Raw genomic sequence first — 17,220 nt, 5'->3', positions numbered from 1 at the left:
TGTAACATTATATATTTATATTATGTTAGCAAATGTAACATGAATTACTTTAAATTTATTGTAACTGATATTCAACAGATGTCAATATAGTTTTCAGACTTTTTTGAAAATCATGTTAAAAAATATTACATTAGTTTAAAACACCGCATATTACCAGTACATTCTTGATTATTCAAAAATTGATCCCCAATTAAAATGTTGGAGATAAACGTACTTAGATGCTAGGTTATAGATTGGAAAACATTTTATGTTACATTACATGACATATGCAACTGAAAATAAAGTAAAATAAAAACACAGAAAAAATCAAAAAGGGTGCACCACATATTAAAACGCAGCGCAACCCATAAATAACTTTCATTAATTTAGTATTTTTAACTTTACTTGTTTTCTACCCCATTGAATAGCTTGGTCATAAGAAGGAATAAATACATCGATTCTATGGCCTTTGATTGCCCCACCAGTATCTCCTGCGATCGCTTCACCATACCCTTCCACCCAAACTTTTGTACCTAACGGAATAACATTCGGATCTACCGCTATTACTTTTTCATTTGGGTTTGCCCGCAAATCAATCCCATATGCTGTAGTACCAGAGCAGCCGGGACAGTAGGCAGTATAGGCTGTAGCAGTTACCATTATTTCTCTACCATTTGGTTCTTCACCAGAACTTAAAGTCACAGTCGGTTGATTGTTCCCTTCTTCAACTTCTTTAGAAGATGAGGGCGCAATAGGTGTTGTCGATGCAACAATCGCCTTTGGTTCTGGTATATTGCGTTTTGTTTCTCCTTTAACCTCTTCACCATTACGAACAATCAATTCTTCCCCAGGTCGAATTGTATAATCGGATAAATCATTCCACTCCATAAGAGTATTTAAAGAAACATTATATTTTAAAGCAATACGATAAAGATTATCACCTGTTTCTACTTTATAAGTTTGAGGAGATGACAGATTGGAGAATATCACCTCACGAGATAACACATCATCAAATAATTCATCTAACACACTTTCAATAAAATAAGTATGATTTTCTTCACCTGTATCTGTAGCAACCGGTCCTACTTCCATGGCACTTGCAACTGAGCTCATAGAAAATGCTATAAACAAAATCATTATTATCATTTTTATTTTCATAACTTAGTCCTCCCAATAAATTAATCTCTTAATTCCTTAACTTGAGTACGACTAAGTTCTAGCCACCGTCTTACAGATTTATACAGTTTGATATAAAACTGGAATAAAAATGTAATATTTGTAACATTTACAAATTATTTAAAATAGAAAAACAATATCTTAATCAAAGGCAACAAGATTCTTAGTGAAAATCAATTTATTACCTTAAAAATATTATGAGAAAACTCTTTACGCTTATAAGGAATCTTATAAGCATGCTAGGTTAATCGAAAATATTCCGTCACACGAAATTGATTTGCTAAGTTTGTCTAATTCTCAATGCCCGACAAAACAGAGGAGTAAAATAAAAGAGGAACAACAACATTGGAGGCGCATTAAAATGGCAAAAACTGCTTCGGACATTAAACATGATATTATTTTCGATTTACTCGTAAATATTCTGAAAGAACGAGGCATTATAAGTGAAAGAGAGTTAACTGAACGCTTCAATAATACTGTAAATCTTTCAAAAAATTTGGATGAAGTTACAAAACAACAAGTACTAGAAGATTTTAAACAACATCATTAATATTAATTCATTACCAGCACACCGTCACAAACGGTGTGTTTTTTTATATCTAGTTTTGATAACACAATTTCTAAATTACATAATAAAAACAATCTCGAAAGGGGCTAACCAACCCAAAACCTAACGAGATTGTTTCTATTTTCATATTGCTCTCATGAACGTATTATTATACATTAAGCCTTAGAGCGAGGATCCATAATATCGCGTATTGCATTGCTAAGCATATATAATCCTAGTACCAAGATGGTGATTGCTCCACCTGGTGCGTACGTGTACCACGGTGAACCGATTAGATATGCTTGAGCATCTTTTAGCATTCTTCCCCAACTAGGATCAGGTGGTTGTACCCCTAATCCTAAATAACTTAAAGCAGCTTCTGCTAACATCGCAATCGCAAATGCAATGGACGCTGCCACAATAATTTGAGAAGATACATTCGGTAAAATATGTTTAAACATAATTTTTAATGGCTTTACGCCTATTAACCTTGCCGCCATCACATATTCTGCTTCTTTATGTTGAACAAAACCACTACGCGCAACACGTGCAATATTCGGAATTGCAATAATACCAAGTGCAATTGACGTGTTAACGATTCCTGGACCAAATACCGCAACTAGCATTAATGCTAAAATAATCCCAGGGAATGCCATGAGCGCATCCATTAAACGCATAAACAGTTCGTCAACCCAACCTCCTATAAACCCAGCGATTCCACCAATAGTTACTCCAAATACTACACCTATAATAACCGTCAAAAGCCCCACAACAAAGGCGGTTTGACTACCAACTAAAATTCTACTGAAAATATCGCGACCAAATTCATCTGTCCCAAAAATATGTTCAGTGTTCGGTGCTTTTAGCTTGTTTGGGATATCCATGGCGGTTACGTCGTATGGCGTATAGAAGAAACTGACAATCATCATCAGAAAGAATCCAAATATTATGATAGAACCAACTACAAGATTGATATTTTTTGCATATCGTTTCATTCCCAACGCCTCCTAACGTAACCGAATTCGTGGATCAATAACTGAATATAAAATATCCACCACAAAGTTAATAAATACGACTGTCACAGTGATATACATAACAATTCCTTGAACTAACGGGAAATCACGATAACTAATGGATGTAATCAGTAATTGCCCTACCCCTGGTAAAGCAAAAACTTGCTCTACAATAATTGTACCAGCAACCACTTCTGCTGTAATGAGCCCGAAAATTGTTAGAATAGGAATCATCGAATTTTTTAAAATGTGTTTGTACATGACAATTTTTTCAGGTAACCCTTTACTTCGAATTGTTCGAACATAATCTAATTGCATTTGTTCTAAAATAGACGTTCTCACGTAACGAAACTTTACTGCAATCTGCGGAATTGCAATCGTTAAAGCTGGTAAAACAAGCGTACTAAGCGCCCCTGCAATACTTTCTGACCAAGGAACATATCCATTAATTTTGAAGAAATCAAAATTCATCCCAATATAAATAATTAGTATCATCCCGAGCCAGAAAGATGGAATTGCCATTCCTAACTGAGTTGCAGAAGATAACAACACATCACTAATTTTGTTTTGTCTTTTCGCTACAAATATTCCAAGTGGTAATGCAACAAACAACACAATCACCAGTGCAAGACTTGCAACAGAGAGGGTTACAGGTAAACGATCCATTAATAGATCACTTACAGGCATGGAGAATCGAATCGAATTCCCCAAATCACCTGTAAATAGTCCTTGAACCCAATCCATATATTGTTCGTGTAATGGACGGTCTAAACCAAGCTCTTTTCGCAAACTTTCAATTTGCACCTCATCCGCCTCTGTCCCAAGCATTGTTTTGACTGGGTCACCTGGTAATATTTGAAATACTCCAAACGTTATAATCGATACAAGCGCCACTGTGACGATAAATAATACGAGTCGACGAATGATATATAGCATTTAACCATCCCTTTAACTAGTTAAATTTTACTTCTTTCATATCATGGAACCAGAATGGATAGCTTTTCAGCCCCGTAATATTTTTCTTAGAACCCCATAAGATTTCATAATCTGCAATGTAAACAGCTGTAGCTTGTTCAGTTAAAATTTCTTGTGCGCGTTGATAGTATTCAATTTGTTTCTCACGGTCAGTTTCTTTTAAAACATCAGCCATTACTTGGTCATATTCATCATTTTTAAATCTAAAGAAGTTTTCATTATCATTAGTTGAAATATAGTCATTTAATATTTCATACGCAGATGGTCTACCCGTTAAGTCAATTGTTGTCATTTCATAATCACGGCCGAAGTATACGCGCTCTAACCAAATACCCCACTCTACCGTTTCAATTTCCACATCAATGCCAATTTGTTTTAGGTTTTCAACCGCGATTTGTGCAATGTTTGGATACATATCGTTGTGTGATGAAACTGTAATTTTCGTTTTGAAACCATCTGGATAACCAGCTTCAGCTAATAATTTTTTTGCTTTTTCAACATCAAACGAATAAACATCTTGTAACCCATCTAAATAGTAATCACCCATCGCCGGACTCATATTTGACCCTTGTGGTGTTGCATAACCTGAGAATATTGAATCAATTATATCTTGCTTACTAATTGCCATGTTGATCGCTTGACGTACTTTTAGATTATTAAAAGGCTCTTTCTCTTCGTTAAATGTAATAATTAATGAAGAGTTATTGTTTTGATGTGAAATGTTAAAGCTACCTTCAACCTCTGCAACTCGGTGACCAGGGACCCCTGTTAAATCAACTTCACCTGCTAATAGATTCATAACTGCAGCTTGGTCATCCGATTGGTAGACGAATGTTACTTTATCTAAATATGGTAAACCTTCTTGCCAGTATTCTTCATTTTTCTTCAACTCAAGATTTGTACCTGGAGAGTATTTTGCAAAGGCAAAAGGACCTGTTCCAATTGGATTTTCATTATGTTTACCATCATTACTTTTTGGCAAGATAGCTGATTGTAATGCTGTTAATGAATAAAGGAAATTAGAGTTTGGTTCTTTTAATGTCATCACAAATGTCGTAGCATCTGGTGCATCAATGGAAGCGACGTTATCAAAGTTCTTTGATAATTTTTCACCACCGTTTAATCCCATTAGTCGCTCAAATGTATATACTACGTCATCAGTTGTCAAAGGATCACCGTTATGGAATTTAACACCTTGGCGAATTTTGAATGTATAAGTTAAACCGTCTTCAGACACTTCATAGCTCTCAGCAAGACCTTCTGTTAAAGAACCATCCGGTTGTGGTAAAAATAACCCTTCGAACATATTTAATATTTGTTGGAAAGAAAGTGAAGCTGTTGCACGATGCGGATCTAAGAAGTCTGGATCATCATTCACACGAACACGGATTTCCTGTGGACCTGCTGGTGTAGCTGTTGCTGTTTCTTTTTCCCCTTCATTTTCTGTGTTAGTTTCTGTTCCTTCTTCTGAACAAGCACTGATGATAAACATAACGAATAGTAAAGCTAAAACGAGCCAATATTTACGTTTAAACATATAACCCACCCCTATTAGATTATTTATTTTGAATACTAGAATAACTCTCGATATTACCAACTTTTTCTGCATGTTTTACCGCACGAATTACTGCTGCTTCCATGACTTCTGCTGCAAGTGTTCCTAAGTAATCAACTGGATATGTTTTCGTGCCAGTACCTAATACAAAAATTGTATCCCCATCAAACATTGTGTGTACTGGATAAATCGTCCTTGCCAATGCATTTTGCGCCAGTCCTGCAATTTTCTTTGCTTCAGCTTTTGTTAATTTTGCATTCATGGCTACTGCTCCTATTGTTGTATTCGTGCCAATTGTGGCTACGGAAGATTGATTATTCTTTATAAACTCTATACAATCAATCATTTCTCCTGTTTGTGGATTCCTTGCTCCCGCCAAAATTGTATTTGTTTTTGGGTCACGAACATCCCCACTAGCATTAACAGCAACAATTGCCCCTACTACTAAGTCATTTACTCCTTCAATAGATGAACTACCTAATCCACCCTTCATACCAAATTCTAAGCCTGGAATCTTCCCAACTAAAGCTCCACAACCAACACCGACATTTCCTTGTGGAAATCCCCCTTTTTTAGCACGGCTTGCAGCTTCATATCCCATTTTCATATCTGGCCTTACAGATGGATTTCCTACTACTAAATCAAAAATGACTGCGCTTGGAACAATTGGAACTTTTGCAACTCCAACATCAAGTCCAATATTCTTTTCCTCTAAATATTTCATAACGCCTGAAGCAGCTTCTAAACCATAAGCACTGCCACCTGTTAAGCAAATTGCATGCACTTGTTGAACTGCGTTAATTGGGTCAAGTGCGTCTGTTTCTCTTGTTCCAGGTGCAGAACCACGTACATCAACACCACAAACAGCACCATCTTCTGTTATCAGAACCGAGCACCCTGTTAGTGCAACCGGATCCTCACAATGTCCAACCTTAATTCCTGGTACATCTGTAATATTATCAAACTTCATCTCTTCTTCACTTCCTAGCTTTCTACTAACTCTTTTTTTGTTTCACTAGTTTCAGAAGTTACTTTATGTTCTGAATCATGGAGGAAGCAAGCAACTTGTTGATTGTGATTTACTACTTTAAGGAGTGGTCGTTCGTTTTTACATTTTTCCATTGCAAATGGGCACCTTGTATGGAATGCACAACCTACAGGTGGATTCGTATTACTTGGTAATTCACCCGATATCGGTATCTCCTCACGTTTTTCTTCAAAATTAACAACAGGTATTGCTGATAGAAGTGCCTTCGTATACGGATGCAAAGGATTTTCGTATAAAGACTCCTTCGTTGCAATTTCAACGATTCGACCTAAATACATAACTGCTACACGATCACTTATGTGTTTAACAACACTTAAATCATGAGAAATAAATAAATAAGTTAGGTTAAACTCTTCTTGTAGATCCATCATTAAGTTTAAAACTTGAGATTGAATTGATACGTCAAGCGCACTTACTGGTTCATCAGCAATGATAAATTTAGGATTAATGGACAGTGCTCTTGCAATTCCAATGCGCTGTCGTTGCCCACCAGAGAACTCATGTGGGTACTTATTTAATGCCTCTTCAGATAATCCAACTTTCTGAATTAACTCTTTTACTCTATTTTTTCTCTCAGCTCTAGATAATTTCATTTGGAGTTTAATTGGCTCTTCAATTATATTTCCAATTTTCATTCGCGGGTTTAAGGAACCAAATGGATCCTGGAACACCATTTGCATTTGATTTCGGAAAGATTGAAGTGTTTGCCCAGATAAATTTTCTAAATGATTGTCTTCAAATATAATTGAGCCTTCTGTTGGTTTCACTAATTGAAGAATGGTACGACCTAGCGTAGATTTCCCTGAACCAGACTCACCTACGATCCCTAATGTTTCACCTTTATAAATGGTTAGCGATACATCATCCACTGCTTTAAGGTAGTTCTTTTTTCCAATCTTTGAACCTCTCGTTGGAAAATAAGTCTTAAGATTTTTAATTTCCAACAAAACCTCCTTATTAGACAATGGAACCACCTCCAAACCCGGAATAAAGATGGCAACGAGCTTTATGAGCATCTGTCACATTTATCAACTCAGGCAATTGTTGTTTGCACTGATCAAAGGCAAATTCGCAACGCTCCGCAAAGCGACACCCTTGTGGAAAACTATGTGCAGGGGGAACACTTCCTGGAATAGAAGGCAGGCGATCTACGTTTTGGTCTAGGCTTGGCATTGTTTTTAGTAGAGCTTTTGTGTATGGATGCTTCGGGTTAAGGAATAATTCTTTTACTGCCGCCTCTTCTACAATTTGTCCACCATACATCACAAGTACACGGTCTGCTGTTTCTGCCACAACTCCCATATCGTGTGTGATTAACAGAATAGAAGAGTTAAATTCCTCCTTCATCTTCAACATTAATTTAAGGATTTGTGCTTGCACCGTTACATCTAATGCAGTTGTTGGTTCATCGGCAATCAACAATTTCGGGTTATTGGACATTGCAATGGCAATCATGACTCGCTGTCTCATTCCACCCGATAATTGATGCGGATATTCATCCACTACTTTTTCTGCATTCGCAATACCAACTAATTTTAATAAATCAATAGCCTTGTTTTTTGCTTCTTTACGTTTTAATCCCTGATGATGAAGAAGCGATTCCATAATTTGATTACCAATCGTAAATACAGGATCAAGGGAAGTCATCGGCTCTTGGAAGATCATGCCGATTTCATTCCCTCTCACTTCCCTCATCTTTTTTTCTGGAAGTGTTAGTATTTCTCGATCATTTAACTTAACTGACCCACTAACAAGTTTTCCAGGAGGCATTGGAACTAGTCGCATAATGGATAACGATGTAATACTTTTTCCACTTCCTGATTCACCTACTAATGCGACTGTTTCTCCTTTATGGATTGTAAAACTAACACCATCAACAGCTTTTGCAACCTTTTGTCTACCAAGCTCGAAGTATATTCGAAGATCTTCTACTTCGAGCAAAACTTCTTTTTGCAAGGTCGTTTCTTCATTTTTTTCTACTTGTGAAGCATGCATCCAATCACCTCCAATAAGAAAAGCGGAGCGGGCTCTTAAGCTCGCGTCTGCGAAAACGCCACGTCGTGTGGCATCGCAGACATGACTCACATCGTGTGAGCCCCAGGCACTGGCCGACAAAAACGCCACATCGTATGGCATTGTCGGCACTCGTACATCCATGTACTTCGGAGACTCCGAGAAGAAGGTGGTTTTGGCCTTCGTAGGAGGAGCCGAAGTGTCCCGAGCAGCTAGCCCGCGCAGCTAGACACTGTTCAACTTCGAAATTTTAATACTGCTTAAATTTAATGGCGATATTTTTTACTTGCGTATAGCTTCTTAAAGCAATAAAGCCTTTTTCTCTTCCGATTCCACTCTTTTTATATCCGCCAAACGGCATTTGAATTCCACCAGCAGCACCATAACTATTAATAAACACTTGTCCTGATCGCATACGGCTTGCAACGAAATGAGCAACATCTATATCTTTTGTCCATATCCCTGATACAAGGCCGTATTCTGTACTATTTGCTAACTGTATTGCTTCGTCTACTGAATCAAAATTTAATACAGTTAAAACAGGACCGAATACTTCTTGTTGAGCTAAATCATCGTCAACCGATAAGCCATCTACAATTGTCGGTTCTAGATAGTATCCATTTTCGTAACCTTCAATGTTTGCACGTTTACCACCACATAAAATTTGCCCCTTTTTAGAAGCAACTTTCAACTTATTCATGATCTGTGTGAATTGTTTTTCATTTAATATAGGGCCCATGTCGTAATCTAAGTGACCAGGTCCTACTTTAATTTGTTTGAATCGCTCCACTAACTTCGATAAAAATTCATCTTTGATAGAACTCTCAACAAGGAGTCTTGCACCTGCAGAACAAGTTTGTCCTGCATTTTGAATAATTGAATTCAATACTCCTTGAACTGCATCCTCTAGATTTGCATCGGCAAAGACAATGTTTGGTGACTTACCACCTAGCTCTAGTGTCACTGGTACCACATTTTTTGCCGCTGATTGCATGACATTAATACCTGTTCCGACTGATCCGGTGAAAGTAATATGGTTAATGTCAGGATGACTTGATAATGCAGCCCCTACAACACTCCCTAAACCTGTAATGTGTTGGAAGATACCTTTTGGTAAACGACTATTATTAAACCATTCTGCTATTTTTTGAGTCGTCATCGGCGTATCCTCAGCACTTTTCACAATTACTGCATTACCAGTTGCAATTGCAGCTGCTACACTTCTAGATGTAATTTGAATCGGATAATTCCAAGGAACTATGTGAGCCGTTATTCCGACTGGTTCAAGTACAGTTGCATTTAACAACCCATCTTCAATTGGAATTGTGTCTCCCATTACTTTATCTGCCGCTCCACCATAGAACTCGAAATAGCGCGCAGCCGCCTCAATATCAGCTTTAGCTTGAGAAAGAGGTTTGCCAACATCTTGACATTCTAGTAAACTCCATTCTTCCGCATGTTCTCGAATATAGGCTGCCAATTCAATTAACAATTGTCCTCTTTCGAATGGCTTAATGGCTCTCCACTCATCACTTTCAAAAGCTTTTCGAGCAGCCTTTACAGCTAAATCGACATGCTCTTTTGTCCCATTCACAATCTCTGTCAATTTTTCACCAGTTGAGGGATTGTTTACTGGTAACCACTCATCATGGTCATCCCCAACCCATCTTCCATCAATTAACATCGGAATTCTTTTTATAACTGTTACATCAATCACAATCCTCTACCTCCATCAACATTAAGTGTTGAACCAGTAATAATTTCTGCTTTATCAGATAATAGGAAACTTACGGCATTAGCAATATCTTGAGGGACAATCAATCTTCCTAATGGTACACTTTTACGGAATATCTCCTCTTTTGTTTGCTCGATATCTCCACCATTAGAAGTGAATTTACCTAGCATAGTTGTATCAGCTGGTCCTGGATGAATGGTATTTACTCGAATTCCGTGTTCTGCTAATTCAATCGCTAGCCCTCTAGTAAAGCTCTCTGCTGCCCCTTTAGACGCAATATAAGTTTGTAAGCCTGGACGTGGTCTTACTGCTGAAATGGACGCGATCGTAATAATAGAGCCTTTCTTTTGTTGCTTCATAAACGGTACAACTGCTCTACTTGTAATGAATAAACTTTTTACATTCACATTTAGTAATCGATCCCATTCTTCTAATGTAACTTCTTCTACTGGCGTAGCAGCTTGCGCAATGCCTAATGCATTTACCAAACCGTCAATCTTTCCGTAATTCTCATAAACTTCTGAAACGATTTTTTGAATATTTTCCTCAGCTAATACATTTGTCTCATATGTTAGTAATCTTTCGTGTTGGATGTCTTCAAGGTTTTTCGTCGATAAATCTAGAGCAATAACAGTTGCGTCCTCATTTAGTAGCTCCTGGACAATTGCTTTACCCATTCCACCGGCTGCTCCAGTGACGATAATGATTTTATTGTCAAACAATTTCATGCGATCTCTCCATTCCATTTGATACAAGTTTTTTCATTTGTTCACAAATGGCTTCACCCATTTGTTTCGTTGAAGACGTCCCACCAATATCAGCTGTTTTAACATCGCCTTTCTGTAATACTAGAACAATGGAATCTACAATAATTTTCGCTAAGTCTTTTCGCCCTAAATGATCAAGCATTAAGGCTAATGACCAGATTTGCGCAATTGGATTTGCAATCCCTTTTCCAGCAATATCAGGTGCAGAACCATGTACAGGTTCGAACATAGATGGATATTGGCCTTCAGGGTTGATATTGGCTGATGGTGATAAACCTAAACCACCAACAAGTGCTGAACCTAAATCCGATAAAATATCACCAAATAAATTTGATGCGACAACAACCTCAAAGGATTCTGGACGTTCTACGAAATATGCAACTAATGCATCAATATAGTAGGATTCAAGAGATAATTGTGGATACTCATTGTTCACGATGGCACTTGTATGCTCATCCCATAATTTCATCGAATGAAAAATAACATTCGACTTTGTGGCGCTCGTTATCTTTGTTTTCGAATGCTCTACTGCATATTCACAAGCAGCTCGAACTAAGCTTTCAATCCCAGTACGTGTCATAACTGTATTTTGTACAGCTAATTCACGTTGTTCACCATTAAACATTCTGCCACCACTATTGGAATATTCGCCTTCTGCATTCTCTCTATAAATAACAAAGTCAATATTCTTTCTTCTCGAAAGAGGTGAAGCTATTCCTGGTAAAGATTTAACCGGACGGAAGTTAACGTATTGTTGAAACTGCTTACGAATTGGCATGATTAATTCCCAAATGGTTACTTCATCCGGAACACGCTTGTCCCCTATTGCTCCAAATAAAATGGCGTCATATTGTTGTAAAGTTGTAAGACCATCTTTTGGCATCATTTCACCATGTGTTAAGTAGTATTCTGAATTCCAAGGAAAGACTGTGTTTTCAATTTGTAAATTCGGGTCAAGTGTTTTTAGCACTTCGATTACTTTTAATGCTTCATCCATTACTTCGATTCCAATTCCATCTCCTGGAATAACAGCTATTTTTAATGGCTTCATTTTTTACCCCCCTGCTAAAACAATTAATTTTGTAATAAACGCGTGGAATATTATTCTATTTTCGAAAGTAAATTCATAAAATAGTTTGATAGAGATTTTCTATCAATAAAGTTTATTCTCAAAATTTTCAAATAATGACTAATATTTTAAAAATATTTTGCATATGATAAAAGTTGATAAATATTTAATAAAAAAAGCCCTTACATGATTGAAATTTAGTGTTTTACTAATGACATAAAAAAATGCCTCAAAAACCCTATTTGAGTTTCTGAGACACTTCCTGATGATATAAAATAAAAAGTATGAGTCTACTCTTCAAAACTGTAATATCTTTATCTTTAATATATTCGTTGTTAATGAAGGCGAGGCTGTTTTTGGCATGAAGGAAAACCATGGATATCTTGAATAATTTCTTTATCATATTGTTTTATTGCAAATTGTGTATTATATAAGTACTCAATTATTTGAATTTTACCATCGAATTCTTTACATAGAACGCCTGAAGTGCCTTGCCCATTTATGAATGATATACCAATAGGTTGACCCATTAAGTAGCTTAATTTGTATTGCCACGGCATACGAATCCCCCTTTCCATCACATTTTATGCATGTTTGGATGGAGTGGTATGTGCAAATGCCGTGACTAGTTAAAAATTGTAAGGGATTTCTAAAATATTTATTAAAGGGTATCTTAAGTTAAACTTCCGCGCTACTCTTTCTTTTCGCCACCCATTATTTTTTTCAATTTTTTAAAATCCTCATTTTCTTTTAATTCAGCGTTATAAGGGTTAGGATCTAGCGCGAATTCCATTCTTTTAGTAAATGTAATGCCAATTCCTTCCCCGGCAGAAGCAGTTGCGTCATTAATGATTGATTCTCTTTTTCCATCAAAATGTGGGGTTGCTTCAACATGTTGATTTTCATTATTTCTAGGCATTTTATCATCTCCTTTTTGTTAATATGAGATGAATGAATTTTTATATGCCAAGAAGTTTTGTTACGCCTTATTCTTCTTCTTTAAAAAGTTCGTCTAACATTCTATCTGGAGCATTTAGAAAACTTTTAGTTACAATATAATTTGTAGTATCTTCATAACGAACAGCTTCAATTTTCCCATCGTCAAAACTATATATTGTTGCATCTGGATAACCTAAAAGTATTGGGGAGTGTGTTGCTATAATAAATTGTGCTTCTTCTTCTAAATCTTTCATAATCTTCATGAGACTAAGTTGACGAACAGGAGAAAGTGCAGCTTCAGGCTCATCTAATAAATAGAGTGATTTTTTACCAAAGGCATTTTGAAATAATGATAAAAAAGATTCCCCATGAGACTGCTGATGAAGTGATTTCCCACCATATGATGCATACTTAATCCCTTCAGGTTCGTCCATCAAATCAATATGACTAGCAAATTGATAAAATGTTTCTGCACGCAAAAAGAATCCTCTAGATATTTTACGCTTCCAAGATAACCTTATGTAATCGGATAATGCTGAATCTGATTTATGTACGTCATATAAGTGTTGACGACCACCACCTGCCGTATTAAACTCACATAAGTCAGCGATTGCTTCTAATAGTGTAGATTTTCCAGAACCATTTTCTCCGACGAAGAATGTAATGTTCGTTGGTAATTGTATTTCATCAAGAGTAGACAAAGATGGAATACTGAATGGATATGTAAATTCATCTGGAATATTTTCTTTTAAATATCGAACAGTTTTTAAATACATAAGTGCACCTCATTTTAACTGGATTTACAATTAACTCGCCTCAACTTACAACAAAATAACAGCCACAATAGAAACGATTTTCCTTACACCAATAATCCTATATATAAATGTTACCTTATTTGAATGAAATCCTAAAACTTTTATGAATGTAGCGTAAATTTGCCATACTATTGTTAAGGAATTTTAAAAAGTTTAAATAAAAGCTTTACATCACGTTTCAAATAGGTTAAATTACCAAAGGGCGAACAATTCGCATAAAAAATAAAAAAATATTCGTATTTAAGAGGTGCTTTTATGGATAATGTATTTGATTACGAAGATATTCAATTAATTCCAAATAAATGTATAGTAAACAGTCGTTCTGAATGTGACACAACTATAACGTTTGGTGGGCATAAATTTAAATTACCTGTAGTACCTGCAAATATGCAGACTATTATCGATGAATCAATTGCTATTAAGCTTGCTGAAAACGGTTACTTTTATATTATGCACCGTTTTAATCCTGAATCTCGTGCAGAATTTATTAAAGATATGCATTCACGTAAATTAATTGCTTCGATCAGTGTTGGGGTTAAGCCTGAAGAATACACATTTATTGAACAATTAGCTATCGAAGATCTAATTCCTGAATTCATTACGATTGATATTGCTCACGGACATTCAAATGCTGTAATTAATATGATTAAACATATTAAAACACATTTACCACAAACTTTTGTCATTGCTGGAAATGTTGGTACTCCAGAAGCTGTGCGTGAATTAGAGAACGCTGGCGCAGATGCAACGAAAGTTGGGATTGGTCCAGGTAAAGTATGTATAACTAAAATTAAAACAGGATTTGGTACTGGTGGATGGCAATTAGCTGCTCTACGTTGGTGTGCAAAAGCTGCAACAAAACCAATCATCGCAGACGGCGGTATTCGTACACATGGTGATATCGCAAAATCAGTTCGCTTTGGGGCATCAATGGTTATGATTGGCTCATTATTTGCAGGTCATGAAGAGTCTCCAGGACAAACGATTACAAAAGACGGTAAAGTATTTAAAGAATACTTTGGTTCTGCATCAGAATACCAAAAAGGCGAGAAGAAAAACGTTGAAGGTAAAAAAATGTATGTAGAGCATAAAGGTTCATTAATGGCCACTTTAACTGAGATGGAACAAGATTTACAATCATCTATTTCTTACGCTGGTGGTACTAAACTTGATGCAATTCGTACTGTAGACTATGTGATCGTTAAAAACTCAATCTTTAACGGTGACCGCGTATATTAATCAATAAACGTTAAATAATCATAAAGAAACGAATAGATGTCATAATCTACTCGTTTCTTTTCTTTTGTATTTAATTTCATAATATTACACAACTAAACTTTTCTAAATCTTCGCAAGAAATTTTGTAAACGTTCATTTGTTGAATGTTCTAATACTTCAGTTGCCGTTCCTTGTTCAGCAATAACACCTTGATCAAGGAAAAGAACCTTATCCGCAATATCTAAAGCGAAATCCATTTCATGTGTGACAAGTACCATTGCCATATCATCATTTTGAGCAATATCTCGAATTACTTCAAGTACTTCACCTACCAATTCAGGGTCAAGGGCAGAAGTTACTTCATCAAATAACATAATCTTCGGACGCATTACCAATGCACGAGCCATGGCAACACGTTGTTTTTGTCCTCCTGATAATTGTGAAGGGTAAAAGTCAAGTTTATCGCCTAGCCCTACTCTTCCAAGCATTTGTACTGACCGTTCACGAACTTCATCTTTATTCTCTTTTTTAACATGAATCGGAGCAGACATACAATTTTCCAAGATGGTCATGTGTGGGAAAAGGTTAAAATGTTGGAACACCATTCCGATGTCTCCACGCACTTCCCTTAAATGTTTTTCATTTGCTCTAATCATTGACCCACTTTTTTCCATCTTCCATAAATTCGTTCCATTTACAATGATGTCCCCAGAGGTAGGTTCTTCAAGTGTCATTAACATACGGATAATCGTTGTTTTTCCAGAACCACTTGGACCAATTACAGCAATTTTTTCTCCTGGATGAATATCTAAATTAATGCCTTTTAAAACATGGAAATCACCATATGATTTCGTTACATTTTGATATTTTACAATCGGTTCAGTACTTTTATTGATTTTCTCTATCTCTGTAACAATTGTTTTAGACAATACGATCACTTCCCTCTAAATTTTTAGATAAGAAAAAACGTTTCTTTGGACTTTTCCCGATTAAATCATTTTTATCAAACCTAGTATTTAGCTTCACTTCTAACCTATTGATGAGAATCGATGACGGATAACTTAACAATAAGAAGATAATGCCGACAATCGTTAACGGTTCTAGATATGCAAAGTTAAGCGCACCGTAAGAATTGGCCATAAACATTATTCCGCCAACACCAATTGTTGAAGCTAAAGGAACTTCCTTGAACATGATTATGAAATAGTTCCCTAGCATTGGTATTGTCGGTGGAAGGGCTTGTGGTAAAATAATTTTCTTCCACTTATCAAGGGTAGAAAAGTTTAATGCAGTAGAAGCTTCCCATTGACCTTTATCTACACTGTCAATACCAGAGCGATAAATTTCCCCGATATAAGTACTATAATGAATTCCGATTCCTAAGACTGCACAAGTAAACGGATCGAGTGTTACACCGATTACGGGTACCATTGGCAATGCATAGTAGACAAAAAATAATTGTACTAAAGGAGGAGTTGAACGAATAAACTCCATCACCCAAGTTACAAACCAACGAATGGGGGAAAATGGTATTCTTCTAATGAACGTCCAGACAAAACCAAAAATTAAAGCAAATCCGAAACATGCAAAGGTTAAACCAATCGTAATTCCTAATCCTTTTAAAACTATTGGCATGGCCTCAAAGAACGTTTCCCATTTCCAGTTATTACTCATTAACTAGCCACCCCCTTCTTAGAGTTTGCTTCCCCTTTTCTTGTCAACCAAATTAATGGTAATGCGAGTACAAAGTATACTAATAGTACAAACACATAAATTAATGGGGCTTGAGATAGGTTCGTACTCCGCATAATATCCCCGTAGTATAAAATATCTCTCATACCAATCAATGAAACTAGTGAAGTTGCTTTTAACATTTGAATAGAATAGTTTCCGAACTCAGGTAACATCATTCGAACAGCCTGAGGTAAAATGATTAGCCTCATTCTTTGAAAACTAGACATATTTAACGCGATACTAGCTTCAGTTTGACCTTTATCGACTGCTAGGATAGATCCACGTACTACTTCTGATAGATATGCTCCGTAGTTTAAACCAATCGCTATTACGCCAGTCCACCAGTTTGAGCCCAGTTGTATTCCGAAAAGCATAGGGATGGCATAATATAACCAGAAAAGTTGAACGATTAAAGACGTACCACGGAATATTTCAACATATACTGCAGTTATTTTTTGTAAAATTACATTTTGAGAAACTCTTGATAATCCTGCAATAAATGCCATTACGTATGCAATAATTGCGGACGCTAATAAAACAGAAATTGTAATCCCAAGACCACGTAAAAGTTGAGGTAAAATTTCCGTAACTGCGCTAATATGACATCATTCCTTTCGTCAAAGTTATATGAACAAAT

Annotated in this window: 18 protein-coding genes; 2 read left to right on the top strand and 16 right to left on the bottom strand. The window is 36.2% G+C overall.

Features of this window, described 5'->3' with window-relative positions:
• Positions 1 to 360 precede the first annotated feature (360 nt).
• Positions 361 to 1,137 carry a 3D domain-containing protein gene (locus JOD29_RS02350; RefSeq protein WP_124761779.1) on the bottom strand — a complete coding sequence of 259 codons (777 nt, stop codon included), beginning with the start codon at positions 1,135 to 1,137 and terminating at the stop codon, positions 361 to 363.
• 379 nt (positions 1,138 to 1,516) lie between these two features.
• Between JOD29_RS02350 and JOD29_RS02345 the strand changes: the two genes are divergently transcribed.
• Positions 1,517 to 1,705, top strand: coding sequence for a hypothetical protein (locus JOD29_RS02345; protein ID WP_124761781.1), 189 nt, complete (start codon positions 1,517 to 1,519; stop codon positions 1,703 to 1,705).
• Positions 1,706 to 1,878: 173 nt separating this feature from the next.
• Here JOD29_RS02345 and JOD29_RS02340 read toward each other — a convergent pair whose 3' ends face one another.
• The 12 genes from JOD29_RS02340 to JOD29_RS02285 all read right to left on the bottom strand — a co-directional run bounded on the left by JOD29_RS02340 (position 1,879) and on the right by JOD29_RS02285 (position 13,592).
• The gene (locus tag JOD29_RS02340; protein ID WP_124761783.1) at positions 1,879 to 2,697 is read right to left on the bottom strand and encodes an ABC transporter permease; all 819 of its coding nucleotides are present in this window, start codon (positions 2,695 to 2,697) and stop codon (positions 1,879 to 1,881) included.
• A 12-nt stretch (positions 2,698 to 2,709) separates the two neighbouring features.
• A complete protein-coding gene (locus JOD29_RS02335; RefSeq protein WP_124761785.1) occupies positions 2,710 to 3,651 on the bottom strand; it encodes an ABC transporter permease in 942 nt (313 codons plus the stop codon).
• 16 nt (positions 3,652 to 3,667) lie between these two features.
• Complete coding sequence (locus JOD29_RS02330) at positions 3,668 to 5,227, bottom strand: ABC transporter substrate-binding protein (protein ID WP_124761787.1); 1,560 nt, start codon at positions 5,225 to 5,227, stop codon at positions 3,668 to 3,670.
• A 19-nt stretch (positions 5,228 to 5,246) separates the two neighbouring features.
• The gene (locus JOD29_RS02325; RefSeq protein WP_124761789.1) at positions 5,247 to 6,215 is read right to left on the bottom strand and encodes a P1 family peptidase; all 969 of its coding nucleotides are present in this window, start codon (positions 6,213 to 6,215) and stop codon (positions 5,247 to 5,249) included.
• Positions 6,216 to 6,229: 14 nt separating this feature from the next.
• Positions 6,230 to 7,258 carry an ABC transporter ATP-binding protein gene (locus tag JOD29_RS02320; protein WP_124761791.1) on the bottom strand — a complete coding sequence of 343 codons (1,029 nt, stop codon included), beginning with the start codon at positions 7,256 to 7,258 and terminating at the stop codon, positions 6,230 to 6,232.
• Entirely contained in the window at positions 7,251 to 8,288 is a 1,038-nt protein-coding gene (locus JOD29_RS02315; RefSeq protein WP_124762655.1) for an ABC transporter ATP-binding protein, read from the bottom strand. Before JOD29_RS02315 ends, JOD29_RS02320 begins: the two co-directional genes overlap by 8 nt.
• A 268-nt stretch (positions 8,289 to 8,556) precedes the next feature.
• On the bottom strand, positions 8,557 to 10,005 hold the full coding sequence (locus tag JOD29_RS02310; RefSeq protein WP_124762657.1) for an aldehyde dehydrogenase family protein: 1,449 nt from the start codon (positions 10,003 to 10,005) through the stop codon (positions 8,557 to 8,559).
• Between the two features lie 14 nt (positions 10,006 to 10,019).
• Positions 10,020 to 10,769, bottom strand: coding sequence for an SDR family NAD(P)-dependent oxidoreductase (locus JOD29_RS02305; protein ID WP_124761793.1), 750 nt, complete (start codon positions 10,767 to 10,769; stop codon positions 10,020 to 10,022).
• Positions 10,756 to 11,859: a tartrate dehydrogenase gene (locus tag JOD29_RS02300; protein WP_124761795.1), complete on the bottom strand. Its 1,104-nt coding sequence runs from the start codon at positions 11,857 to 11,859 to the stop codon at positions 10,756 to 10,758. Before JOD29_RS02300 ends, JOD29_RS02305 begins: the two co-directional genes overlap by 14 nt.
• A gap of 353 nt (positions 11,860 to 12,212) precedes the next feature.
• Positions 12,213 to 12,437, bottom strand: coding sequence for a hypothetical protein (locus JOD29_RS02295; RefSeq protein WP_124761797.1), 225 nt, complete (start codon positions 12,435 to 12,437; stop codon positions 12,213 to 12,215).
• 131 nt (positions 12,438 to 12,568) lie between these two features.
• Entirely contained in the window at positions 12,569 to 12,796 is a 228-nt protein-coding gene (locus JOD29_RS02290; protein ID WP_124761799.1) for a hypothetical protein, read from the bottom strand.
• A gap of 67 nt (positions 12,797 to 12,863) precedes the next feature.
• A complete protein-coding gene (locus tag JOD29_RS02285; RefSeq protein ID WP_124761801.1) occupies positions 12,864 to 13,592 on the bottom strand; it encodes an AAA family ATPase in 729 nt (242 codons plus the stop codon).
• Between the two features lie 294 nt (positions 13,593 to 13,886).
• Here JOD29_RS02285 and guaC point away from each other — a divergent pair, with 294 nt between their 5' ends.
• Positions 13,887 to 14,870: a GMP reductase gene (guaC, locus tag JOD29_RS02280; RefSeq protein ID WP_124761803.1), complete on the top strand. Its 984-nt coding sequence runs from the start codon at positions 13,887 to 13,889 to the stop codon at positions 14,868 to 14,870.
• A 92-nt stretch (positions 14,871 to 14,962) separates the two neighbouring features.
• On the opposite strand, the gene ehuA is transcribed toward guaC, so the two are convergent.
• The 3 genes from ehuA to ehuC are packed head-to-tail and all read right to left on the bottom strand — an operon-like array spanning position 14,963 to position 17,182.
• Positions 14,963 to 15,787: an ectoine/hydroxyectoine ABC transporter ATP-binding protein EhuA gene (gene ehuA / locus JOD29_RS02275; RefSeq protein WP_192894174.1), complete on the bottom strand. Its 825-nt coding sequence runs from the start codon at positions 15,785 to 15,787 to the stop codon at positions 14,963 to 14,965.
• Positions 15,771 to 16,523: an ectoine/hydroxyectoine ABC transporter permease subunit EhuD gene (gene ehuD, locus JOD29_RS02270; protein WP_124761805.1), complete on the bottom strand. Its 753-nt coding sequence runs from the start codon at positions 16,521 to 16,523 to the stop codon at positions 15,771 to 15,773. The genes ehuA and ehuD overlap by 17 nt, the downstream gene beginning before the upstream one ends.
• A complete protein-coding gene (ehuC, locus tag JOD29_RS02265) occupies positions 16,523 to 17,182 on the bottom strand; it encodes an ectoine/hydroxyectoine ABC transporter permease subunit EhuC (RefSeq protein WP_124761807.1) in 660 nt (219 codons plus the stop codon). Before ehuC ends, ehuD begins: the two co-directional genes overlap by 1 nt.
• Positions 17,183 to 17,220 lie beyond the last annotated feature (38 nt).

The organism is Lysinibacillus composti (assembly GCF_016908465.1).
GTDB classification, from domain to species: domain Bacteria; phylum Bacillota; class Bacilli; order Bacillales_A; family Planococcaceae; genus Ureibacillus; species Ureibacillus composti_A.
This window is presented reverse-complemented; position numbering and strand designations above follow the sequence as displayed.

What these genes read in the sequence shown, in the direction of transcription:
- JOD29_RS02350 (WP_124761779.1), bottom strand. Translation starts at nt 1,137, where the DNA reads ATGAAAATAAAAATGATAATAATGATTTTGTTTATAGCATTTTCTATG.
- JOD29_RS02305 (WP_124761793.1), bottom strand. Translation starts at nt 10,769, where the DNA reads ATGAAATTGTTTGACAATAAAATCATTATCGTCACTGGAGCAGCCGGT.
- JOD29_RS02335 (WP_124761785.1), bottom strand. Translation starts at nt 3,651, where the DNA reads ATGCTATATATCATTCGTCGACTCGTATTATTTATCGTCACAGTGGCG.
- JOD29_RS02345 (WP_124761781.1), top strand. Translation starts at nt 1,517, where the DNA reads ATGGCAAAAACTGCTTCGGACATTAAACATGATATTATTTTCGATTTA.
- JOD29_RS02340 (WP_124761783.1), bottom strand. Translation starts at nt 2,697, where the DNA reads ATGAAACGATATGCAAAAAATATCAATCTTGTAGTTGGTTCTATCATA.
- JOD29_RS02290 (WP_124761799.1), bottom strand. Translation starts at nt 12,796, where the DNA reads ATGCCTAGAAATAATGAAAATCAACATGTTGAAGCAACCCCACATTTT.
- JOD29_RS02295 (WP_124761797.1), bottom strand. Translation starts at nt 12,437, where the DNA reads ATGCCGTGGCAATACAAATTAAGCTACTTAATGGGTCAACCTATTGGT.
- guaC (WP_124761803.1), top strand. Translation starts at nt 13,887, where the DNA reads ATGGATAATGTATTTGATTACGAAGATATTCAATTAATTCCAAATAAA.
- JOD29_RS02325 (WP_124761789.1), bottom strand. Translation starts at nt 6,215, where the DNA reads ATGAAGTTTGATAATATTACAGATGTACCAGGAATTAAGGTTGGACAT.
- ehuD (WP_124761805.1), bottom strand. Translation starts at nt 16,523, where the DNA reads ATGAGTAATAACTGGAAATGGGAAACGTTCTTTGAGGCCATGCCAATA.
- JOD29_RS02300 (WP_124761795.1), bottom strand. Translation starts at nt 11,859, where the DNA reads ATGAAGCCATTAAAAATAGCTGTTATTCCAGGAGATGGAATTGGAATC.
- JOD29_RS02330 (WP_124761787.1), bottom strand. Translation starts at nt 5,227, where the DNA reads ATGTTTAAACGTAAATATTGGCTCGTTTTAGCTTTACTATTCGTTATG.
- JOD29_RS02285 (WP_124761801.1), bottom strand. Translation starts at nt 13,592, where the DNA reads ATGTATTTAAAAACTGTTCGATATTTAAAAGAAAATATTCCAGATGAA.
- JOD29_RS02315 (WP_124762655.1), bottom strand. Translation starts at nt 8,288, where the DNA reads ATGCATGCTTCACAAGTAGAAAAAAATGAAGAAACGACCTTGCAAAAA.